The organism is Niallia sp. FSL W8-0951 (genome assembly GCF_038006525.1).
Lineage (GTDB): Bacteria > Bacillota > Bacilli > Bacillales > Cytobacillaceae > Niallia > Niallia circulans.
This window is the reverse complement of sequence record NZ_JBBOVK010000001.1, coordinates 2,329,840-2,351,599: the sequence shown is the minus strand read 5'-3', so window position 1 is coordinate 2,351,599 and position 21,760 is coordinate 2,329,840. Positions and strand designations below refer to the sequence as shown.

The window sequence follows — 21,760 nt, the reverse complement described above, 5'->3', positions numbered from 1 at the left end:
TTTACATGAAGGGGAGAATTCTACTATGCGTAAAGTTAAACTAGTTGCTCCAGTTCTGTTGACATTGTCTTTTGGATTAACAGGTTGTGGTGTAAATGAGGATCAAACTGCTGATCGAAACCGCCTTAATAATACTAGGCCAATTGGATATTATTCAAATGAACAGCATGAAGGAAACAATGGCGTTGGGAATGCCGATAATGATGGACCAATTACAGAAATGATGGACCATACTTTTGGGGATGAAGGAAATACAAATGGATCCAATGTTCGGAATGTAAACAATAGAAACAGAACAAACGTAAGAAATGTAAATAATCACAACAATCGTGATAACGTAAATATAAATGATCAGAATGAAAGAGTATCTTATGACACAGAATTAGCTGAAAAAATATCCGATCGAGTTACTAAAATGGATAATGTAAAAAATGCACGTACGCTTGTTTATGGAGAGAACGTTTTAGTTGCATTGGAAGTGGAAAATACAAAGAATGTGGCCAAAACAAAAGCGCAGGTAAAAGACAAACTAAATGATTCACTAAACGGAAGAGACATTTCAATCATCACAGATAGAGGAATATTTAACAGTATAGAAGATATAAATCGTTCGATTCGAAATGGTCAGCCGCGGCAAACGATTAACCATAATATTGAAAATATTTTTCAGGATTTAAATCCAGCTAGAGACAATAGATAATAAAAAAAAACTAACTTTGAGTGGTATAACCACTTGGGGTTAGTTTTTAGTCCATTCGTTCTTTATTAGAAACATTTTAAAAGTGATAGACGAAATTCCCCCAAATATACAAGAAGAAAAGCATGATTATAATAGAAAAAATCGTTCTATATAATGAATTAGTTATTGAAATTACAGGAGAAAAGAGATATACTTTATAATGAAAAATATATTCGTTATAAAGAACTTATAAAATGTTAGTTAAAAGCCGAAAATGGCGGAGGGATATATAGTGAGAGTGCTAATCGTAGGTGGACAAGAGAATAAAATTAGACATGCTCTAATGCAAGAACTTTCAAACAAGCAAGTTTGTTACATAGTAGCTGATCGGAAAAAAGAAAATAGCATCCTGTCCTCTCTAGTTCATCATCAAGTAAACACTTTCTTGAACAAGATGGAATTAGCAGATTTAATGGAAAAGTATCAAATCGATTGTGTAATTGACTTATCAAATGAGCCAATTATGTCTAACAAAATGAAAGATTCCTTTGAACATTCAGAGAAGAATATTGCTCGTACGCTTGAAGTACTGGAGGCATGTGTGGAAGCTAAAGTAGGAAAAATTATTTTTCCGTCTACCATAGCAGTTTATGGGGACTTGGAAGATGTGATCACAGAGGATATGGCTTTACAACCCGTGCTATTTGAAGGATTATCGAAAAAGATAGTGGAGAAATATATACAACATTATCATACATTATATGGTCTCTCTTATACGATTTTACGATTTCCTATTTTATATGGAGAATATTCCTTCCAGAAGCAGAACGAAAGTATAGTGGAAACAACAATCAAAAATGTGTTGGAAAATCGTCCGTCTATTTGTTTTAAAGACGGAGAAGATAAGAAACATTTTTTACATATTAGTGATGCTGTTAAAGCCTTTATTTCTAGTTTAAATAAAGGCACGAATGAAATTTTTAATATTTGTCCGATGGAAAAATATTCAATGAAAGAAGTTGTCTCTATTATTCAGTCATTGATAAATGAAGATTCTCTTCCTCGCGTGGGTTTGAAAAAAGGAGAGAAAAGTAGAATTTCAACAAAGAAGGCACAAGTCCATCTTGGATGGCATGCTCAAGTGTCGTTTATAGAGGGGATTAGATTAGCGATGGTTAATATAAAACATGCCCTAAAACAGAAAAACGAACTATTGAAATAGGATTCATTATGATTCCACCTGGAGAGAGTTACTACGATACGCTATGAGAGAACCCTCTAATATAAGATTGCTAAAAATTAGGAATGAAATTATTTTTTATGGTGAGAATAATAGAGAGTAAGGTTGTTTAAAACCAAACTGTAGATTGACAGTACCTTATTTCCTTGGAAATAAGGCTGCTGTTGTGAGTAATGTGAAGAGGTGGTTATAATGAAAACCAGATTCCTTTTATTTTCAACTGTTTTTCTTGTCAGTATTCTTACTGTCTTTTTATCAAACGGACAAGTATATGGAAAGACTGGAAGCGGTGTCTCTCAAAATGAGAATCCTAAAAAATTGGAAGTCGTATTGCAAAGGATTTATTTAGACGGAGAAGTGAGTGAAGAAACAATAGAAGAGACAGTATGGTCGATGGAAGATTTCTGGTCAAAGTATGATAAATGGCAGCTGGTAGATATGACAAGCAGGGAGCTTGTTTTTAAACAAGAAGTTGATGATATATCTCCATTGTTGAAAACAAATGGTTATTTTGGCATTAATGAAGAAGGGATTTTAACCATTTATAATGGAAAACCGGCTGAAGAGAACATTATTCAGTCCTTTTTCCAGCTTGATTTAAAGAAGCTGGAGTCGAAACAACATGAAGATTTACAAAAAGGTATTCCGATTAAATCAAGAGATCGTTATGTAAAAGTACTTGAAACCTTTAAAAACTTAACAACAATTGAAACTACTAATTAAGGAATTATCAGTGAACAGAGGAAACACAGTAAACGTGTCGAATCTGCTCACTTTTTTTTGCGAGAATATTATGAAAATCATCTATAATAGCAGTTCTACAAAATAGTATGATAAAATAAGGGCTAGGATTTATCCCACACTTAAGGGGCACGGAGCCCTACTTTTGGAAGTTTTCTTTATAAGGGAGAGAATATAATTTGTACGAATATATAAAAGGGAATGTAGAATTTGTTGGACCAGAATACATCGTAGTGGAAAATAATGAGATTGGTTATCAGATTAAAACACCTAATCCATTTTCGTTTTCTGCCTTTTCTGGTAGTAAGATTACTGTATATACATACCATTATGTTAGAGAAGATAATATTAGCTTATACGGTTTTCGTTCGCAAGATGAAAAAGCTTTATTTACCAAGCTCCTTAACGTTTCAGGAATCGGACCTAAGGGAGCATTGGCTATTCTTGCATCTGGAGAACCGAGCCAAGTAATATCCGCTATTGAAGCGGAAGATGAAGCATTCCTTGTGAAGTTCCCTGGTGTTGGCAAGAAAACAGCAAGACAAATGATTTTGGATTTGAAAGGGAAACTAGCAGAGTTTATGCCAGATTTCTCCCCGGATTTATTTACAGTAGAAAGGCATGTAGCGAAAGCAGAAAGTGATTCAGCAATGGATGAAGCGATGCTTGCTTTAACCGCACTTGGATATTCGGAGAAAGAAGTCAAAAAAATTATCCCACATTTAAAGAAGGAACAGTTATCAACAGATGGTTATATCAAATTGGCATTGAAGCTTCTTTTAAAAAGATAAATGTGGATAAACGATTATCTAGAAGAAAGGAGTGAATGTTATGGATGATCGAATTATTTCAAGTGAAGCAGATACACAAGATTTATCATTTGAAAAAAGTCTTCGACCCATTCAATTACAGGAATATATTGGGCAAGATAAAGTAAAAGAAAATTTAAAAGTGTTTATCGAAGCGGCTAAATATAGAGAAGAGGCTCTTGATCACGTATTATTATATGGTCCCCCTGGTTTAGGGAAAACAACACTTGCAACGATTATTGCGAATGAAATGGGAGTTAATATTCGTACAACTGCTGGTCCAGCAATCGAAAGGCCAGGTGATTTAGCAGCAATTTTAACTGCCTTAGAGCCTGGGGATGTGTTATTTATTGATGAAATACATCGTTTGCCGCGAGCTATAGAAGAGGTCTTATATCCTGCCATGGAAGATTACTGTTTAGACATTGTAATAGGCAAAGGTCCCAGTGCTCGATCAGTTCGCCTAGATTTACCTCCATTCACTCTTGTTGGTGCGACTACTAGAGCGGGTTCCGTTTCTGCACCGTTAAGAGATCGTTTTGGGGTTCTGTCTAGATTGGAATATTATGAGGTAGATCAACTCAAAGATATTGTTTCCCGAACAGCAGATGTACTTCAAATTGGAATAGAGGACCTTGCAGCATGGGAAATTGCTAGACGATCAAGAGGTACACCTCGAATTGCGAATCGCCTTTTACGAAGAGTGCGGGATTTTGCACAAGTAAAGGGTGATGGAATGATTACGAAAGAATTGGCAGACCATTCCCTTGAACTTTTGCAAGTGGACCGTTTAGGGTTAGATCATATTGACCATAAATTATTACTAGGAATGATTTATAAATTTAAAGGTGGACCAGTAGGATTAGAAACCATTGCTGCAACAATTGGGGAAGAAGCACATACGATTGAAGATGTCTATGAACCATATTTACTGCAGATTGGTTTCTTGCAGCGCACTCCTAGAGGGAGAAGCGTCACACATCTTGTTTATGAACATTTAAATATAAAATTGGATTGATGGAAACATTTAAATAATAGAAAAGAATAAGCGGTATGAAGGACGAAAATAATGAATGATATTCCTAAGTATATAATGACTATTGGTGTGATTGTATTTCTTATTGGATTAGTAATGCAGTTTGTGCCGATTGGAAAACTTCCTGGTGACATTTTGATTAAAAAAGAGCATTCAACTTTTTATTTTCCAATTACAACTTGTATTGTGATTAGTATCATTTTATCTTTAGTTTTTTATTTTATCGGGAAATTTCGCTAAAAAAGATTGTATAAAAGAGAATAGGTGGACAGATATGAAAGTAGATTTATTTGATTTTTATTTACCAGAAGAATTAATTGCGCAGACGCCTTTAGAGGATCGTACAAGCAGCAGACTCATGATCGTTAATAAAGAAACTGGCGATTTAGAACATCGCAAGTTTAAAGATATATATGAGTATATTAATCCTGGAGATTGTTTTGTATTAAATGATACAAGGGTATTGCCAGCTAGATTACATGGTGAAAAAGAAGATACTGGAGCACATATTGAAGTTTTATTGCTGAAGCAGCAAAAAGATGACAAGTGGGAAACACTTGTCAAGCCAGCCAAAAGAGTCAAAGAAGGTACCGTTATTTCCTTTGGAGATGGAACACTAAAAGCAGTTTGTGTAAAAGAGTTGGAACACGGTGGGCGTATTCTTGATTTTCAATATGAGGGCATTTTTTACGAAATCTTGGATCAGCTTGGCGAGATGCCGCTGCCTCCCTATATTAAAGAAAAACTAGACGACCAAGATCGTTATCAAACTGTTTACGCGAAGGAAAGGGGTTCTGCGGCAGCTCCAACAGCTGGGCTCCATTTTACAACAGAATTGTTAGATGCACTAAAGAAAAAGGGTGTACATATTGCCTTTATTACTCTGCATGTTGGTCTTGGCACCTTCCGACCAGTAAACGTTGAGGATGTAGATAAACATGAAATGCATGCGGAGTTTTATCAGCTTAATAAGGAAACAGCTGCCTTATTAAATAGTGTAAGAGGTCAAGGCGGACGAATAATTTCTGTAGGTACAACCTCAACTAGAACGCTTGAAACAATTGCCTCTGCCAATAATGGTGAATTTGTAGAAAGTAGTGGATGGACAAGTATCTTTATTTACCCTGGATATGAATTTAAAGGAATTGATGGCATGATTACGAATTTCCATTTGCCTAAATCGACGTTAATTATGCTAGTAAGCGCACTGGCAGGAAGAGAGAACATTCTTCATGCGTATGAAACAGCAGTCAAAGAAAGATACCGCTTCTTTAGTTTTGGCGATGCAATGTTTATACAATAAGTAATCGATCATCATGATAGGTTATCAATTGCTTGAGTTTCGCAGTAATATTCTTTAGAATAATATAGTCGATTCTACTGTTTTTTAGTTACTAGATATTTTTTCATTAAAAACGGAAAATTAATCATGAATCTGAGAAAGATTCACTTTATATGAAGGAGAAAATAAATTTGACAGCAATACGTTATGAATTCATAAAAACTTGTAAGCAAACAGGCGCCAGATTGGGGATTGTCCATACGCCCCATGGATCTTTTGAAACGCCGGCTTTTATGCCAGTTGGAACGTTAGCAACAGTAAAAACAATGGCACCAGAAGATTTAAAAACGATGGGAGCAAATATCATTTTAAGTAATACCTATCATTTATGGTTAAGACCAGGTCATGACATTGTGAAAGAAGCAGGCGGGCTTCATAAATTCATGAATTGGGATAAAGCGATATTGACGGACTCGGGCGGATTTCAAGTCTTTAGTTTAAGTGATTTCCGCAAAATCGAAGAAGAAGGCGTACATTTTCGCAACCACTTAAATGGGGATAAATTATTCCTTTCCCCAGAAAAAGCAATGGAAATACAAAATGCCCTAGGGTCAGATATTATGATGGCATTTGACGAGTGTCCGCCCTACCCAGCAGAATACGATTATATGAAGAAATCAGTGGAACGAACTTCTCGTTGGGCAGAACGCTGCCTAAAGGCACATAAACGTCCAGAGGATCAAGGTTTATTTGGTATTATTCAAGGTGGAGAATACGAAGAGCTTCGCAAACAAAGTGCAAGAGACTTAGTTTCTTTAGATTTACCTGGCTATGCAGTCGGTGGATTATCAGTTGGGGAACCTAAGGATGTGATGAATCGTGTCCTTGAATTTACAACGCCATTAATGCCAGATAATAAACCGCGTTATTTAATGGGAGTAGGTTCACCAGATTCATTAATCGATGGTGCAATTCGTGGGATTGATATGTTTGACTGTGTGTTACCAACCAGAATAGCAAGAAATGGTACGGTGATGACAAGTGAGGGCCGTCTTGTTGTGAAAAACGCTAAATATGCTAGAGATTTTGGACCATTGGATCCTGAGTGTGATTGCTATACTTGTAAAAATTATAGCCGGGCATATATTCGTCACCTTATTCGATGTGACGAAACATTCGGAATAAGGCTTACATCTTACCATAATCTATATTTTCTGTTAAACTTAATGGAGAATGTCCGAGACGCAATCAGAAACGACCGTTTAGGAGATTTTAAAGAAGAGTTTTTCGAACGTTATGGTTTTAATAAACCCAACGCTAAAAACTTTTAATAGAGAATTTGAAAGGAGGGGAAATATAGATGGGAAATTTAGCTGGTTTACTACCGTTTATTTTAATGTTTGTACTATTCTATTTCTTGCTAATTCGTCCACAGCAAAAGCGTCAAAGAGCTGTGCGTGATATGCAAAGTAGCTTAAAAAAAGGGGACAAGATTGTCACGATTGGCGGCATGCATGCTACAATCGATGCAATTGATGAAGGAACGGTTGTATTAAAATCAAAAGATGGCTCACGCCTGACATTTGATCGTAATGCAATTCGTGAAGTAGTAGAATCCTCTGCTGCAGTAGCTAGTCCAACATTAGAAAAAACAGAACAATAAGTAAAAAAAGTGCAGTCTTAAAAAATAAGATTGCACTTTTGTATTTTATCGAAGGATTTTTGGTTATTTATTTTTTGGAAAGATTTACCCCCAAAATACCTCCCATCATACAAATAAGGGTATAACATACATGATAAATGGTTTGTTCTATCGTAAATAGTTGGTCAGAGCCTAGAAAGGAAAATAAAAAAATGATGATGGAATAGATGAACCCTGTGAGTCCCCCAAGAAACCAACCTCTTTCCTTACCTTTCCCTCCGGAAATAAAACCACCTGCAAATAAAGTTATAAAGGATACGGCTGTAATAATATATCGCAGGGATGATTCTTGAATAGATGTAAATCTTAATAATAGGGAAAAGAACAAACTGCTTGCTATTAACATAATGAAAATGGCAATTAGACCGTATAAAACAGAACTGCCAACATGTTTACTCTCTTCGATTGTAAACCTCTCCTTTCCAAAACATTTAAAGTTTTCTATAAAAGTTCTCTAGTACAAGCATATTCGGGAAGGAAGAAAATAGAATTAAAAAATATTTAAAAACACATTTTTCTCTCATCCTTATACTGCTGCTTTTCTGTATTATTTTTATCGTATGGAGCAGATTAAAAGAGAACATATTTGATCGGAGGAGATAATGTGGACCAGTATTTGATCATTTTGTTTAGAACGATTTTGATCTACTTTTTAATCGTTCTTATTTTTCGAATGATGGGAAAAAGGGAAATAGGGGAATTAAGCATATTAGATCTTGTTGTATTCATTATGATCGCAGAAATTGCTGTTGTTGCTATAGAAGATTATAAGGATCCCATTTTACCAACGCTATTCCCAATGTTTATCCTACTAGCCATTCAAGTGCTTCTAGCGTTCTTTTCTTTAAAAAGCAAAAAAATGCGTGATTTTATTGAGGGAGAACCAACATTAATTATCAAAAATGGTAAGATTGACGAAAAAGCAATGAGAAGCCAGCGCTATAATTATGATGACTTATTAATTCAGCTTAGAGAAAAAAATATCCGCAATATTGCAGATGTAGAGTTTGCCATATTAGAAACATCAGGTAAACTTTCTGTATTTGAAAAAGAAGAAAATAAGTCATCTATTACTATTCCATTAATTATGGATGGAATTATTCAAGAGAGCAACCTAGAGAGAATAGGAAAAACTAATCTATGGTTAAGACAGCAATTAAAAGATAAAGGATATGTTAATATAAAAAACATCTCCTTTTGCAGTTATCAAGACGGTGAATTTTATATTGATGTGATTGATCATTAAAGAAAGAACAACAGTGAAATCTTTCAGTAAAAAAGCAACCAGTGAGAAGCGGAATTCTCATTGGTTGCTACAGTTGAAAAAGTTTTAAGAAAAAAATGGACCAATCCAAGGGATTTTTGCTAAATCTTTTTTGTTCATTAAACGGAAAAGAAAAAGCAATATGATATAAAAGATACAGATTATACTAGTAATACTGATGATTTGTATCAGAATGGAAGGGAACGTTATTGTTTTGACTAAAAGAGAGCCAAGATAAGCAGTCAGCAAAATAACAAGCAGCATTTTTATATAATCTTTCACAATAATCGAGAAACTAATTGTTTTTAATATTGTAGCAAAATGAAGGATCGTTACTAAAACAAACCCAACAATTAAGGCAATAGCTACTCCGAAAATTCCAAACTCTGGTCGACTTGCAAGAATAAAAATTAATGCTGTTTTAACGGCTGCTCCGATAAAGCTGTTAATCATTGCTGCTCTCGCAAAATTTAAGGCTTGCAAAGTAGCCTGAAGTGGACCTTGGTAATAATTAAGAATAAAGAACGGTGCCATTAGCTGAATAAAGGAAGTGCCTCGCGTGCTTCCGTACATAACGGTCATTAAAGGCTCAGCCAACACATATAGGACTACAATGGCAAGTCCACCTGTCATAAAGGTGAATTTAAGTGCTTGCTGTAATAAATGTTCGATTAGCTTTAGTTGATTATTAGCTTTTGCTTCACTAATAGCAGGCACAAGAGATGTTGATAATGATTGAGTAAAGAAGGATGGCAGCATTAAGAGTGGGAGTGCAAAACCAGTTAATACTCCATATTGTTTTGTTGCATTGATAGCAGTAAGACCAGCTAATGATAAGCTATGTGCTACAACAATGGGTTCAATAAACCAAGCGATGCTGCCAATCATTCGGCTTCCTGTTGTTGGTAAAGCAATTGTCATTAGTTCTTGGAAAGTATTTTTTCCATTATGTACATAGTGGAAGAATTTTTTCCGTAAATGAAATTTTTTTTTCCATTTAAATGATGCTAGTAAATAGAATAAAGACGCTAGTTCTCCAAGAACAGAAGCGAGCATTGCCCCTGCAGCAGCATATTCGACTCCAAGAGGCAGAAAGGCTTTTGTTAAAGTCGCAATTAACGCAATCCGAACGATTTGTTCAATCACTTGAGAAATTGCAGCTGGCTTCATATTTTGTCTGCCTTGAAAATACCCTCTCAAAACAGATGAAACAGCGATTATTGGGATAATTGGCGTAATCGCAAGAAGTGGTAAAAGAGTTCTTTCATCTGTAAATAGGGTTTGAGAAAGATAGGGTGCTAAAAGAAATAAAGCTGGAGTAAAGATCACTGTTAGACCTAAAGTTGTACTTAAGGAAACGATTAAGATGCTCTTTACTTTTCGTAAATTCCCTTCGGCTTCGGCTTCGGCTACATTCTTAGAGATTGCTACAGGCAGTCCAAGCTGAGTGATGGTTACAACTAATATCATTGTCGGGTAAACCATCATGTAGAGTCCAACACCATCATCTCCGATAAATCGTGCGATAACAATTCGATTTATAAATCCAAGAACTCTAGTAATAAATCCTGCTATAAGTAAAATCATTGTTCCTTTTAAAAACTTAGACATTCTATTACCTGCCTTCTCAAATAGCGAATAATACTATACAATTATCTATATGCAACAGAGTGGACAAAGCATGACAAGGTTTTTTTATAAAAGTAAGTTTGTTGTAAGGAAGAGACGATATTTTATTGTTAGTATGAAAAAGGAATCATATTTTTTTCTAGGTAAAATGGTTTGCTTAGCATTATGGAGGTATAGAAGTAAAAGGAGATAGCTCCCATGTTTAAAAGTAAGATAAAATGACTGTAATGGAGTGAATAGGAATGTCGTCAACATCAACACACATATATGACCAATATCGTTCACAAGTTAAACCTGTATTAAACAGCAAGTTAGAAGAGTTTCACTTACTTGGCTATGAGACTATTAAGGAAGACGAGCTATGGGCATTTTTAACGAATAAAAAATGGAGAAAGCCCGCTCAAGATATCAGAATTTCGGAGCTTGTACAGGATATACTGAATGTTAAGGTAGTAGACTATATGAACTTTGCCACTATCGAGGCATATAAAACGGCAGATCTATTCTCTGTCTTATCAGAAGAAGAAAAAAAAGAATTACTGAAGTAAAGGAGTTTTATTAATCAGAAATTCTTCCATTATTCTTTTTTATAGTTGATGATGGTTTGGAGATGGTGGTAATAAAAGACAAGTCGTTAACTTTATGTGACAATTAGAATAACTTTACTAGTATATTTTTCTATACAAATTGACAGTCATGATAAACTGTTCCATAATGAGTTTATTCTAAGTTATAGAAGAAATTGTTAGTTTAATTACTGGAAAGAAGTGAGCCGCAGAAATAGAATAACAGCTGATTGCAAGGTTCATATTAAAAGAGGACATCATTTTTGATAAATAACAATGAATATGGCTAGTATTAGTTGAGGAAGTTTCTGCTTTGTATTTCATGAGGAGGATTAATACATAATGGTTAAACGCAGTAGAATTGTTGCTTTTTTGTTAATCATTGTCTTGGCGGCAGGATTAATGGGAGGAACAACAAATAAAATTTTGGACAATATTAAGCTTGGATTAGACCTTCAAGGTGGATTTGAAGTTCTTTATAAAGTAGAACCACTGGAAAAGGGGAAAGCGAAAATTGATGAAGCCGCTTTAAAAAGCACAGCTCAAGCTTTAGATAAAAGGATAAATGTTTTAGGAGTAAGCGAGCCTGTTATTCAAATAGAGGGAAAAGACCGAATAAGAGTGCAGCTTGCTGGTATAACAGATCAAAATGAAGCAAGAGAAATGCTTTCAACTGAAGCTAACCTAACATTCAGAGATATTCAAGATAAGAAATTACTAGATGGCTCTGATTTAGTGCAGGGAGGAGCAAGTCAAGAATTTGACCAGTATGGAAAACCTAGTGTTTCTTTAAAACTAAAAGATGCAAATAAGTTTAAAGAAATAACACAATCAGTTTTAGGTAGTCCGTTAGTCATCTGGTTAGACTTTGAAGAAGGGGATTCTTATAATGCGGAAGCAGCGAAAGAAGAACCAAAATTCTTATCTGCACCGATGGTAAGTGAAGTGATTAATTCGGATACTGTATCTATAACTGGTAATTTTACAGTAGATGAGGCGACCAGATTAGCTGAATTATTAAATGCTGGTGCATTGCCGGTTAAATTGACGGAAGAATATTCGACAAGTGTTGGCGCACAGTTTGGAGATCAAGCGTTAAAAGATACAGTATATGCGGGTATCATTGGTGTAGGCCTAGTATTTTTATTTATGCTTCTCTATTACCGTCTGCCTGGATTAGTTGCTATCATTACATTGTCCATCTATGTTTATTTAAATCTGTTGGTTCTTGATTTAATGAAAGGGGTATTAACACTTCCAGGAATTGCGGCACTTATTCTCGGTGTTGGAATGGCCGTAGATGCTAATATCATTACCTATGAAAGAATTAAGGATGAACTGAGGGTAGGAAAGTCGCTGCGAGCTGCTTTTCAAGCAGGTAATAAAAACTCCATCGGAACCATTTTTGATGCAAATTTAACTACCATTATAGCTTCGATTGTTCTATTTATTTATGGGACAAGTTCAGTAAAAGGGTTTGCTACACTCTTAATTGTTAGTATATTAGTAAGTTTTATTACTGCTGTATATGGTTCTAGATTATTACTCGGTTTACTAGTGAAAAGTAAATTGTTTGATAAAAAAATTACGTGGTTTGGAGTCAATCGTAAAGACATTAAACATATTAGCGAAAATTACGATACTTTAACATTGCCAACCAAATTTGATCGTCTTGATTTTGTAAAATATAAAAATGTATTTTTCACAATTTCTAGTGTTTTAATTGTGGCGGGAATTGTGATTATGTTTATATTCAAGCTTAATCTTGGAATTGATTTTGCAAGTGGATCTCGTATAGAAGTTATGGCAGATAAAGCATTAACAACTGCTGAAATTGAAGATCACTTAGATAAGCTGAATGTAAAAGCAGACGATATCGTAATTTCAGGTGACAAGCAAGATACTGCTGCTATTCGTATTAAGGGTGATTTAAGTCGAGCTAAAATTAATACGATAAAGTCAGAGTTTAATAAAACGTATGGGCATGATCCGAACGTCAGCAGTGTATCACCAACTGTTGGGAAAGAACTAGCTAAAAATGCCTTTAAAGCGATAATTTTTGCCTCCATCGGAATCATTATTTATGTGGCAATTCGCTTTGAAGTATATATGGGTCTTGCAGCTGTATTAGCATTACTGCATGATGCTTTCTTTATTGTCGTGATTTTCAGTCTCACACGACTAGAAGTAGATATTACCTTTATCGCTGCTGTGTTGACGATTGTCGGTTACTCGATTAATGATACGATTGTTACCTTTGATCGTATAAGAGAAAATTTAGCGAAGAAGAAGCGAATCAAAACACCACAAGAAATTAAAGATATTATCAACAGAAGTATTAGACAGACATTTGCACGTTCGATAAACACTGTAATAACGGTTGTGATTTGTGTAGTGGCTTTATTAATATTTGGAAGCAGTGCAATCACAAACTTCTCTTTAGCGTTACTAATTGGTTTAATTGGCGGTGCCTATTCTTCTATCTTTATTGCATCCCAGCTTTGGTATGTCTGGAAGAAGAGAGAATTAAAGAGAAAAGGTGTCTTAATTACGTATAAAGAAAAACGTCCAATTTCAGACGAGCCACAAGTATAAGACAAAACAAAAGCCTGTCTCCTAAAGGAGCGGGTTTTTGTATATTTGCTAAAAAAATCCTTGTTTATGATAGTGGAAAGATGGAAAATAGGAAATAATAGAACCAAAAAATACAAAGGGAGGGAAGTAAATGAAATTTCAATGGAATATGCTTTGGGGAATTATTTTTGCTTTAATCGTTGCGGTCTTTGCAGTTATTAATGTCGAACCGGTTTCCGTTAATTACTTATTTGGAGAAGGGGAATGGCCGCTTATTTTAGTTATATTAATTTCTGTTCTTCTTGGTGGATTAATCATTGGCTCTGCTGGAATTATTCGTATTTATTCATTGCAGCGTAAAATTAAAACATTGGAAAAAGAAAAAAAGGCATTAGAACAAAAATCGGATGATAAAAAAGAGAAGGAAAAGGTTCTAACAGATCTAAAATAAAAAGGGATGTCTGCAAGGAGAAATTCGTTGGAAGTGTTTACTTCGATTAATTTCTTCTCAGACATCTTTTTTGTCTATTTAGTTATTTGGAATGATAATTGAACAATTTTTTTAATATTAAAAAGTAATTATAAAAACAACCACATGTTTTTCCATTCTTCTTGCATTGAAAGGACTTCTTTTAACTTGTATAATAGTTAGATTGAGGTGATTGAATGTTACGTTCCAAAAAAAGATGGATACAAGAAGAAACTTCAAATAAAGAAAATATTTTACTATTAGCAGAAGAGTTAAAACTAGCACCAATTGTTGCCTCACTTTTATTGAAAAGAGGTTACCATACACCAGAGGAAGCAAAAGCCTTTTTATTTGATGATAATAATGATTTTCATGATCCTTTCCTGCTTTTAGGAATGGATATAGCCGTAGATCGAATACAAAAGGCAATTACTAACAAGGAATTAATTCTTATATTCGGAGATTATGATGCCGATGGAGTAACTAGCACGACCGTTATGATGAAAACATTAGAGGATCTTGGAGCCAATGTACAATTTTATATTCCAAACCGATTTACCGAAGGATATGGCCCTAATGAGAGGGCTTTTCGCTATGCTAAAAGCATTGGTGTTCAATTGATTATTACAGTCGATACGGGTATTGCTGCTGTTCATGAAGCGGAAGTGGCAAAGGAATTAGAAATAGACTTAATCATTACCGATCACCATGAGCCTGGACCAATATTGCCAGAGGCACTTGCGATTATTCATCCGAAGATAGAAGGCAGCGGATATCCGTTCCGTGATTTAGCAGGGGTAGGCGTTTCTTTCAAGTTATCTCACGCTCTTTACGGAAAAGTTCCCCATCATTTATTGCCATTTGCGGCAATTGGAACAATCGCTGATCTTGTCTCTTTAACAGGAGAAAATCGCCTTCTTGCGAAAAAAGGAATTAAGGCACTGCAAGAAACGGATAATATCGGTTTAAATGCATTATATCGTCAAATGAATATCGACAAAAATACGATTAATGAAGAAACAATCGGGTTTATGCTTGCTCCGCGAATTAATGCTATTGGCAGATTAGGAAATGCGGATCCGGCTGTTGACTTATTATTAACGGATGATTCAGAGATTGCAAAAGAACTAGCATTAGAAATGGAAGAAACGAATAAGGAAAGACAAGCGATTGTAAATCAGATAACATTGGAAGCGATGGAACAAGTGGACGAGCTCTATCCATTAAATGAAAATCGTGTTCTAATTGTAGGGAAAGAAGGCTGGAACCCCGGTGTAGTTGGGATAGTTGCTTCTAGATTGGTAGAAAAGTACTATCGACCAACGATTGTATTAAGTTATGACAAGGAAAAGGGAATAGCAAAAGGATCTGCTCGCAGTATTGAGGGATTTGATTTATATAAAAATCTATCGACGTGTAGAGATATTCTACCTCATTTTGGTGGGCATCCAATGGCTGCAGGAATGTCTTTAAAAATAGAAGATGTAGAAGTTCTTAGAGATAGTTTAAATAGATTAGCTTTTGAACAATTAACAGAAGAAAATCTCATTCCATTAACAAAGGTGGATGGCAGTTTTTCAATTAGTGATATATCTATTAAATCAATAGAGGAAATGCAAATGCTCGCCCCATTTGGAGTCGACAATCCCAAGCCAAAATTAACCTTCTGTGATCTAGAAATCGACAATATGCGGAAAATAGGTTCCAATCAAAACCATTTAAAGATTATATTAAAAGATAATGATTTTGAATTAGATGGAATAGGATTTGGAATTGGAGACCTATGTGATCATATCTCTCCAAGTGCAAAAGTTTCTGTATTAGGGGAGCTTTCGATAAACGAATGGAATAATCGTAAAAAACCGCAAATCTTTATTCAAGATATGGAGGTTGCTCATTGGCAGCTGTTTGACTATCGAAGTTTAAGAAAAGTGAATCAATTATACGAAGTAGTGCCTAAAAATGCCCAGTGGATTTTTTTTCATCAAGATTCTGTTCCTAAGGATATGGATGAACAAGTCTCTTATCAGGTAATTGAATCAATAGAGCAAGCAGCATTCCTAGAATCAATGAATAATGCTATGGTACTGGCAGATTATCCCCCTAGTTTGGATATGCTAAAAACATTGTTAACTAACAATGCCCCTGAAAGAATATATGCTGTTTTTTATAAACAACAAAGTGACTTCTTTAGTACAATGCCAACTCGTGATCACTTTAAATGGTTCTATGCTTTTTTAGCAAAACAGGGGAATTTTCACCTCCAAAAATTCGGTGGAGAGCTTGCTAGAAGAAAAGGCTGGAGTAAAGAAACGGTAGATTTTATGTCAAAGGTGTTTTTTGAATTAAATTTTGTTACAATGAAGGATGGATTTATTTCACTGAATAAGAATGTTCCAAAAAGAGATTTAACAGAATCTATCTCTTTTCAACAAAAACAAGCGCAATTTGAGCTGGAAAATGAATTAATTTATTCATCTTATGAACAACTTAAAAATTGGTTTGATCTTATTCTAAAGAAATCCGTCAATAATGAGGAGGAAGTAAAAGAATGGATTTAAAACAATATGTTACGATCGTTGAAGATTGGCCAAAAGAAGGGATCAGATTCAAGGATATAACAACATTAATGGATAATGGTGATGCATATAGATATGCAACAGATCAAATTGTAACGTATGCAAAAGAAAAAGAAATTGATCTTGTTGTAGGACCAGAAGCAAGAGGCTTTATCATTGGCTGTCCTGTTGCTTATTCGCTTGGAGTTGGCTTTGCTCCAGTTCGTAAAGAAGGAAAATTACCGAGAGAAACGATTAAAGTAGAATATGGATTGGAATATGGAAAAGACGTATTAACAATCCATAAAGATGCGATTAAACCAGGTCAACGTGTTTTAATCACAGATGATTTATTAGCGACAGGCGGTACAATTGAGGCGACAATTAAATTAGTCGAAGAACTTGGCGGGATTGTTGCTGGTATTGCATTTTTAATTGAATTGTCTTATCTTGAAGGACGTAAAAATTTAGACGGATATGATATTTTAACTTTAATGGAATATTAATCCACATACATGAAAAAAGGGCGCTGATTAAGCGCTCTTTTTCATAATCGAAAAGAAAAGAAAGAAAAAATTACTAGGAATAGGTAGAAATCGCCTTCATTCGACATTTTTCTTTCTTTCCGTATAAAATTTACTTCCAATCCCTTTACAATCTCCCTTTTTTTTTCGATAATAGTAATAATCATTCTAAAATAAATTTTATTCTTTTTTGTAATCTTGCATAAAAGTAGTAGGATAGAAAGAATGTCTAAAATATGCTAAATTTTAATAATATAATTGTAATATGAAAGGTGATTACATGGCGAACGATCAAGTATTAACCGCCGAACAAGTCATCGATAAGACTAGAGGATATTTAAACGAAGAGCACGTAGCTTTTATTGAAAAAGCTTATGACTATGCAAGAGAGGCTCATCGTGAACAATATAGAAAATCTGGGGAACCATATATTATTCATCCAATCCAAGTAGCAGGAATTTTGGCTGATTTAGAAATGGATCCAGCAACAGTAGCAGCAGGTTTTCTCCATGACGTTGTTGAAGACACGGAAATTACTTTACAAGATATAAGTAAAGCATTTAACAGTGAAGTGGCCATGCTCGTTGACGGTGTAACGAAGCTCGGTAAAATTAAATATAAATCACATGAAGAACAACAAGCAGAAAATCATCGTAAAATGTTTGTAGCGATGGCGCAGGACATTCGTGTTATCCTAATTAAATTAGCAGACAGACTTCATAATATGAGAACATTGAAGCATTTACCTGCAGAAAAGCAGCGTCGTATTTCAAATGAAACATTGGAGATTTTTGCCCCACTTGCTCATCGTCTAGGAATCTCTACTATTAAATGGGAACTAGAAGATACTGCATTACGCTATATGAATCCACAGCAATATTATCGTATCGTAAATTTAATGAAAAAGAAAAGAGCAGAAAGAGAACAATACCTAGATGAAGTAGTTACTGAAATTCGTGAAGGAACGGCAGAAGTAAAAATTCAAGCAGATATTTCCGGAAGACCAAAGCATATATACAGCATATATCGCAAAATGGTTTTACAGAATAAACAGTTTAATGAAATATATGACTTATTAGCAGTAAGAATTGTCGTCAACAGTATTAAAGATTGCTATGCCATACTAGGGATTATACACACAAGATGGAAACCAATGCCTGGGCGCTTTAAAGACTATATTGCGATGCCAAAGGCTAATATGTATCAGTCTCTCCATACAACTGTTATCGGTCCTAAGGGCGATCCTTTAGAAGTGCAAATTCGTACACAAGACATGCATCGAATTGCTGAATACGGGATTGCAGCTCATTGGGCATACAAAGAAGGAAAATCTGTAAATGAAGGATCCTCATTGGAAGAAAAATTAACATGGTTTAGAGAAATATTAGAATTCCAAGATGATTTCGTGAATGCCGAAGAGTTTATGGAAAGTCTGAAAATTGATTTATTTTCAGATATGGTTTTTGTTTTTACACCAAAGGGAGACGTGTTTGAGTTACCTTCTGGCTCTGTACCAATTGATTTTGCTTATCGTATCCATTCAGAAATTGGAAATAAAACGATTGGAGCAAAAGTGAATGGCAAGATGGTCACCCTTGATTACAAGTTAAAAACAGGCGATATTGTTGAAATTCATACGAGTAAACATTCGTATGGACCAAGTCAAGATTGGTTAAAAATAGCTCAAACATCCCAAGCAAAAAATAAAATTAGACAATTTTTCAAAAAACAACGTAGAGAAGAAAATGTCGAAAAAGGGAAAGAATTAGTTGAAAAAGAAATTCGTAATATGGAATTTGATTTGAAAGAAATTCTTACACCCGAAAATGTGAAGGCAGTAATTGAAAAATTTAATTTTATGACAGAAGAAGATATGTATGCGGCTGTAGGCTACAATGGAATTACAGCACTCCAAGTGGCCAATAGGTTAACAGAAAAATGGCGGAAGAAAAGAGATGCAGAACAGATTTCAACTATTTCAAATGCAGTTGCGGAATTAAAGTCTTTTTCCAATAATAAAAGGAGCGCTTCTGGTGTTCGAGTAACGGGAATTGATAACCTATTAATCCGTTTATCTCGCTGCTGTAATCCTGTTCCAGGTGATGACATAGTTGGCTTTATTACAAAAGGAAGAGGCGTTTCCGTTCATCGGGCAGACTGTACAAATATTGACACAGATGATGCGAAGGCACGACTAATTCCTGTTGAATGGGAAACGAATTTAAATAACCGCAAAGAATATAATGTTGAAATTGAAATAAGCGGCTATGACAGAAGAGGTTTATTAAATGAGGTTCTCCAGGCAGTTAATGAATCGAAAACAAATATATCGGCCGTATCTGGTAAGTCTGACCGTAATAAAGTTGCGACGATTAACATGAGTATTATGATTCTAAATGTCAATCATCTTCAAAAAGTTGTTGATCGAATCAAACAAATTCCAGATGTCTATTCTGTACGAAGAATAATGAACTAAGGAGTCTTAAATGTGCGTGTAGTATTACAAAGATCAAGAGAAGCAAAAGTAGAAGTAGACGGAGAGATAGTTGGCGCTATTGAGAAAGGATTCGTTCTTCTTGTAGGTATTACACATAGCGATACATTGGAAGAGGCTAAATACCTTGCAGATAAAATTGCCCATCTTCGTGTTTTTGAAGACGAGAATGGGAAAATGAATCAAAGTATTTTAGATAGGGAGGGAGCCGTTTTATCGATTTCCCAGTTTACCCTATATGGAGATACACGTAAAGGAAGAAGACCTAACTTTATGGATGCCGCTAAACCAGAGCAGGCAAAGGTGTTATATGATCAATTCAATAAACTTTTACGCAGCCATGGTCTAACTGTTGAAACAGGTATTTTTGGTGCGATGATGGATGTCCAGCTAATAAACGATGGACCGGTAACATTAATATTAGATAGTAAATAATGTTAAATGAATGCTTCCTATACAATTAAAAAAGGTTAGACCATAAGTAATCTGGATAGAAATAAAGCCAAACAATCACGAAAGCTCAGATGATTGTTTGGCTTTTATTTGCTTCTTATATGACCATTCATTTAACAGGCTTAATAACTAAAATAATTCTCTAAGCCATTATAGATAGCTGTAGTAATGGTCTCTTGATACTTGTTAGAAAGTAACGTTTGTTCTTCAGCAGGACTACTTAGATATCCCAATTCTAACAGAGAGGCAGGTTGTCTATTTTGCTTAAGGACGACATATGAATTTTGTCTAACGCCTCTATCCTTTCGATCTGTTGCTTCAATGATACTTTTATGTATGCTGGTAGCTAATTTTTTCTGATTTGATGTGTAGTAATAGCTTGTAACACCATTTACGGAACGATCACTGATGCTGTCATAATGGAGGCTGATAAAAGCATCTGCATGATAGAAATGGCTTATATCGACCCTTGTTTGTAACGGAATAAATAGATCGTTTTTTCTAGTTAGGATTACCTTTGCTCCAGAGGCTTCTAGTTTATTAGCAAGTAACTTAGCGGTACGAAGATTTAATGTCTTTTCAAGTGTTCCGACAAAGCCTATTGTGCCACTATCCTTTCCGCCGTGCCCAGGATCCAAAACGATTGTTTTTCCCTTTAAATCATTTGTAGCTGTAGTATTGGTAATTTGGGGATCATTTGATGCTGAATCTTCAACCAGCCATTCCGCAATATATCCAAATTCGCCGTCTGCAAGTTTAATTTTATACCAATCATCAATTATTTCTACTGCTTGAAAGGTTTCGCCGCTATCTGCGACAAGCAAGATTTTTGAATTGACGGTTGCATCGCTTCTAATATTTGTTCTATCGTAGAGAAGTTTAACTTTCTTATCGATTGTTTTTCCTTTTCTGCTTTCTATATCGCTGCTCTTTAAAAGATCTTTATGAACCCAGCCGATATTACCAGAGTATTGAATTTTTGCCCAATTAGATTCTTCTGCTATTATAGTAATTACAGTGCCAATGCTGATTTTTCCGATGATTTCTGCACTAGTAGATGGATTACTGCGAAGATTAATCTGATCTTCTGTAACAGTAGCTATTTCCTGTTTAGGCTTTTCTTGTACTCCTGTTTCTGTATGAATAGAAGAATCTTCAAACAGGAGATAATCATTGTGAACCCATCCAGACCCTAAATCTGTACTGATTTGATACCAATCGTTATTTGTGGAAAGGATGGTGACTTCAATTCCTTCACCTAAAGTGGTAATCACTTGATAATTTGTACCTGGTCCTTTTCTTAAGCGAAGACCATTCTCTGTAATCGTGGCTTTGTTTGAATGGGAAGTAATTGTTTCTTCTTCTTTTTCCATTGGGCCGTCATTTGTACTTTGTCCGTTTTTTGTTACTAAATAGGCGGCTACCCATCCAGTAGAAGAGGGAGTATATTGAATTTCAATCCAATCATTTTCTTCCTTTATTAAAGGATATGCTTTTCCTATCTCCATTTTCCCAATAACATTTTGATCAAGCCCTGGATTTTCTCTAACGTTTATGACCATATTAGCTTGAACAGTTGATTGATTTTCTGCTGATACAAGTTGATACTGTGTAGGAATGAAGAAGATGCTGACTAAAAGTAATAGCATCCATCTTATATTCTTCAAACAAGCTGCACTCCTTCCGTAATTGTCTAAAGCTGACTAGTATAATTTCACATACAATAAGATTCTACTTTTT

20 protein-coding genes are annotated in these 21,760 nt (G+C 35.0%); 17 read left to right on the top strand and 3 right to left on the bottom strand.

Going from position 1 to position 21,760, the window contains the following annotated elements:
• The first annotated feature begins 25 nt into the window (after positions 1-25).
• From NSS71_RS11850 to yajC, 9 genes are all read left to right on the top strand, one after another.
• A complete protein-coding gene (locus NSS71_RS11850; protein WP_047944292.1) occupies positions 26-700 on the top strand; it encodes a YhcN/YlaJ family sporulation lipoprotein in 675 nt (224 codons plus the stop codon).
• A gap of 271 nt (positions 701-971) precedes the next feature.
• Positions 972-1,901, top strand: a complete 930-nt coding sequence (locus tag NSS71_RS11845; RefSeq protein WP_341151719.1) for an NAD-dependent epimerase/dehydratase family protein — start codon at positions 972-974, stop codon at positions 1,899-1,901.
• 210 nt (positions 1,902-2,111) lie between these two features.
• On the top strand, positions 2,112-2,642 hold the full coding sequence (locus tag NSS71_RS11840; protein ID WP_095258100.1) for an intercompartmental signaling factor BofC: 531 nt from the start codon (positions 2,112-2,114) through the stop codon (positions 2,640-2,642).
• Between the two features lie 197 nt (positions 2,643-2,839).
• Positions 2,840-3,451: a Holliday junction branch migration protein RuvA gene (gene ruvA / locus NSS71_RS11835; protein ID WP_047944295.1), complete on the top strand. Its 612-nt coding sequence runs from the start codon at positions 2,840-2,842 to the stop codon at positions 3,449-3,451.
• Between the two features lie 40 nt (positions 3,452-3,491).
• On the top strand, positions 3,492-4,487 hold the full coding sequence (gene ruvB / locus NSS71_RS11830) for a Holliday junction branch migration DNA helicase RuvB (RefSeq protein ID WP_047944296.1): 996 nt from the start codon (positions 3,492-3,494) through the stop codon (positions 4,485-4,487).
• A gap of 51 nt (positions 4,488-4,538) precedes the next feature.
• Positions 4,539-4,745, top strand: coding sequence for a DUF2905 domain-containing protein (locus NSS71_RS11825; RefSeq protein ID WP_047944297.1), 207 nt, complete (start codon positions 4,539-4,541; stop codon positions 4,743-4,745).
• 34 nt (positions 4,746-4,779) lie between these two features.
• On the top strand, positions 4,780-5,808 hold the full coding sequence (queA, locus tag NSS71_RS11820; protein ID WP_341151718.1) for a tRNA preQ1(34) S-adenosylmethionine ribosyltransferase-isomerase QueA: 1,029 nt from the start codon (positions 4,780-4,782) through the stop codon (positions 5,806-5,808).
• A 170-nt stretch (positions 5,809-5,978) separates the two neighbouring features.
• The gene (gene tgt / locus NSS71_RS11815) at positions 5,979-7,118 is read left to right on the top strand and encodes a tRNA guanosine(34) transglycosylase Tgt (protein ID WP_061800802.1); all 1,140 of its coding nucleotides are present in this window, start codon (positions 5,979-5,981) and stop codon (positions 7,116-7,118) included.
• Positions 7,119-7,147: 29 nt separating this feature from the next.
• Complete coding sequence (gene yajC / locus NSS71_RS11810; protein ID WP_047944300.1) at positions 7,148-7,450, top strand: preprotein translocase subunit YajC; 303 nt, start codon at positions 7,148-7,150, stop codon at positions 7,448-7,450.
• 67 nt (positions 7,451-7,517) lie between these two features.
• On the opposite strand, the gene NSS71_RS11805 is transcribed toward yajC, so the two are convergent.
• Complete coding sequence (locus NSS71_RS11805; protein ID WP_082138430.1) at positions 7,518-7,895, bottom strand: TIGR04086 family membrane protein; 378 nt, start codon at positions 7,893-7,895, stop codon at positions 7,518-7,520.
• A 198-nt stretch (positions 7,896-8,093) separates the two neighbouring features.
• On the opposite strand from NSS71_RS11805, the gene NSS71_RS11800 reads away from it, so the two are divergent.
• A complete protein-coding gene (locus NSS71_RS11800; RefSeq protein WP_047944302.1) occupies positions 8,094-8,735 on the top strand; it encodes a DUF421 domain-containing protein in 642 nt (213 codons plus the stop codon).
• A gap of 84 nt (positions 8,736-8,819) precedes the next feature.
• Here the strand turns inward: NSS71_RS11800 and spoVB are convergent, their stop codons facing one another.
• A complete protein-coding gene (gene spoVB, locus NSS71_RS11795; protein ID WP_341151717.1) occupies positions 8,820-10,364 on the bottom strand; it encodes a stage V sporulation protein B in 1,545 nt (514 codons plus the stop codon).
• A 260-nt stretch (positions 10,365-10,624) separates the two neighbouring features.
• Here spoVB and NSS71_RS11790 point away from each other — a divergent pair, with 260 nt between their 5' ends.
• The 7 genes from NSS71_RS11790 to dtd all read left to right on the top strand — a co-directional run bounded on the left by NSS71_RS11790 (position 10,625) and on the right by dtd (position 20,002).
• Entirely contained in the window at positions 10,625-10,930 is a 306-nt protein-coding gene (locus NSS71_RS11790; protein ID WP_047944304.1) for a post-transcriptional regulator, read from the top strand.
• A 360-nt stretch (positions 10,931-11,290) separates the two neighbouring features.
• A complete protein-coding gene (secDF, locus tag NSS71_RS11785; protein ID WP_047944305.1) occupies positions 11,291-13,543 on the top strand; it encodes a protein translocase subunit SecDF in 2,253 nt (750 codons plus the stop codon).
• 130 nt (positions 13,544-13,673) lie between these two features.
• Complete coding sequence (locus tag NSS71_RS11780) at positions 13,674-13,973, top strand: LapA family protein (RefSeq protein ID WP_047944306.1); 300 nt, start codon at positions 13,674-13,676, stop codon at positions 13,971-13,973.
• 215 nt (positions 13,974-14,188) lie between these two features.
• Entirely contained in the window at positions 14,189-16,552 is a 2,364-nt protein-coding gene (recJ, locus tag NSS71_RS11775; protein ID WP_341151716.1) for a single-stranded-DNA-specific exonuclease RecJ, read from the top strand.
• Positions 16,543-17,055 (top strand): adenine phosphoribosyltransferase, encoded by a 513-nt coding sequence (locus tag NSS71_RS11770; RefSeq protein ID WP_047944308.1) that lies wholly within the window; start codon positions 16,543-16,545, stop codon positions 17,053-17,055. The genes recJ and NSS71_RS11770 overlap by 10 nt, the downstream gene beginning before the upstream one ends.
• Before the next feature lie 298 nt (positions 17,056-17,353).
• Positions 17,354-19,549, top strand: a complete 2,196-nt coding sequence (locus tag NSS71_RS11765) for a RelA/SpoT family protein (RefSeq protein ID WP_047944309.1) — start codon at positions 17,354-17,356, stop codon at positions 19,547-19,549.
• 12 nt (positions 19,550-19,561) lie between these two features.
• Complete coding sequence (dtd, locus tag NSS71_RS11760; protein WP_047944311.1) at positions 19,562-20,002, top strand: D-aminoacyl-tRNA deacylase; 441 nt, start codon at positions 19,562-19,564, stop codon at positions 20,000-20,002.
• Positions 20,003-20,142: 140 nt separating this feature from the next.
• On the opposite strand, the gene NSS71_RS11755 is transcribed toward dtd, so the two are convergent.
• Entirely contained in the window at positions 20,143-21,687 is a 1,545-nt protein-coding gene (locus NSS71_RS11755; protein ID WP_095258104.1) for an N-acetylmuramoyl-L-alanine amidase, read from the bottom strand.
• Between the last annotated feature and the right edge of the window lie 73 nt (positions 21,688-21,760).

Bases quoted from the DNA above. Each gene is read 5' to 3' on its own strand.
- NSS71_RS11850 (WP_047944292.1), top strand. From the start codon at position 26: ATGCGTAAAGTTAAACTAGTTGCTCCAGTTCTGTTGACATTGTCTTTT.
- NSS71_RS11840 (WP_095258100.1), top strand. From the start codon at position 2,112: ATGAAAACCAGATTCCTTTTATTTTCAACTGTTTTTCTTGTCAGTATT.
- ruvB (WP_047944296.1), top strand. From the start codon at position 3,492: ATGGATGATCGAATTATTTCAAGTGAAGCAGATACACAAGATTTATCA.
- NSS71_RS11825 (WP_047944297.1), top strand. From the start codon at position 4,539: ATGAATGATATTCCTAAGTATATAATGACTATTGGTGTGATTGTATTT.
- queA (WP_341151718.1), top strand. From the start codon at position 4,780: ATGAAAGTAGATTTATTTGATTTTTATTTACCAGAAGAATTAATTGCG.
- yajC (WP_047944300.1), top strand. From the start codon at position 7,148: ATGGGAAATTTAGCTGGTTTACTACCGTTTATTTTAATGTTTGTACTA.
- spoVB (WP_341151717.1), bottom strand. From the start codon at position 10,364: ATGTCTAAGTTTTTAAAAGGAACAATGATTTTACTTATAGCAGGATTT.
- NSS71_RS11790 (WP_047944304.1), top strand. From the start codon at position 10,625: ATGTCGTCAACATCAACACACATATATGACCAATATCGTTCACAAGTT.
- secDF (WP_047944305.1), top strand. From the start codon at position 11,291: ATGGTTAAACGCAGTAGAATTGTTGCTTTTTTGTTAATCATTGTCTTG.
- NSS71_RS11780 (WP_047944306.1), top strand. From the start codon at position 13,674: ATGAAATTTCAATGGAATATGCTTTGGGGAATTATTTTTGCTTTAATC.
- recJ (WP_341151716.1), top strand. From the start codon at position 14,189: ATGTTACGTTCCAAAAAAAGATGGATACAAGAAGAAACTTCAAATAAA.
- NSS71_RS11770 (WP_047944308.1), top strand. From the start codon at position 16,543: ATGGATTTAAAACAATATGTTACGATCGTTGAAGATTGGCCAAAAGAA.
- NSS71_RS11765 (WP_047944309.1), top strand. From the start codon at position 17,354: ATGGCGAACGATCAAGTATTAACCGCCGAACAAGTCATCGATAAGACT.